Origin of the sequence: Paracoccus sediminilitoris (assembly GCF_003259195.1) — a bacterium.
GTDB classification, from domain to species: domain Bacteria; phylum Pseudomonadota; class Alphaproteobacteria; order Rhodobacterales; family Rhodobacteraceae; genus Paracoccus; species Paracoccus sediminilitoris.
This window is the reverse complement of sequence record NZ_QJPK01000084.1, coordinates 1-551: the sequence shown is the minus strand read 5'-3', so window position 1 is coordinate 551 and position 551 is coordinate 1. Positions and strand designations below refer to the sequence as shown.

Here is a 551-nt window from a genome sequence, read left to right as displayed (position 1 = left end):
CTCTGATGTCCATATCTTGCAGATGTATTCGTATGGTGTGAGCCCGTTGATGGTCTTGAGGCGGCGCGCGAAGTTGTAAGCTGCCATAAAGTCTGCGAGGTGCGTGCGCAGCTGGTCGTGGCTGTCGTAATGGTACCGTTTGACGGTCGCCTCCTTGATCGTGCGGTTCATCCGTTCGACCTGTCCGTTGGTCCAAGGATGGTTGGGCTTGGTCAGCCGGTGCTCGATCCCGTTTGCCTCGCAGATCATGTCAAAGCGCATCGGCCGTGAATACGCGGTATTCCGGTTCCGAGGCTGCTCGGCGAACTGAATTCCGTTGTCCGTAAGAATGGTGTGGACCTGATATGGCACGGCTTCGAGCATGTGTTGCAGGAACTCCCAGGCCGTCCTTCTGTCCGCCTTCTCGACGAGCTGGGTCACGGCAAACTTGCTCGTGCGGTCGATGCCAACGAACAGGAAGAGCTTTCCTTCGGCAGTCTGCACTTCGGCGATGTCGACGTGGAAGAAGCCGATCGGGTAGCGTTTGAACTTCGACCGCTTCGGCTTGTCGC

At 57.5% G+C, this 551-nt stretch carries 1 protein-coding gene; it reads right to left on the bottom strand.

All coding sequences use genetic code 11. The features are described from left to right. Positions 1–551: integrase core domain-containing protein (locus DKT70_RS17660; RefSeq protein WP_146612702.1), on the bottom strand; the 551-nt coding region annotated here is incomplete at both ends.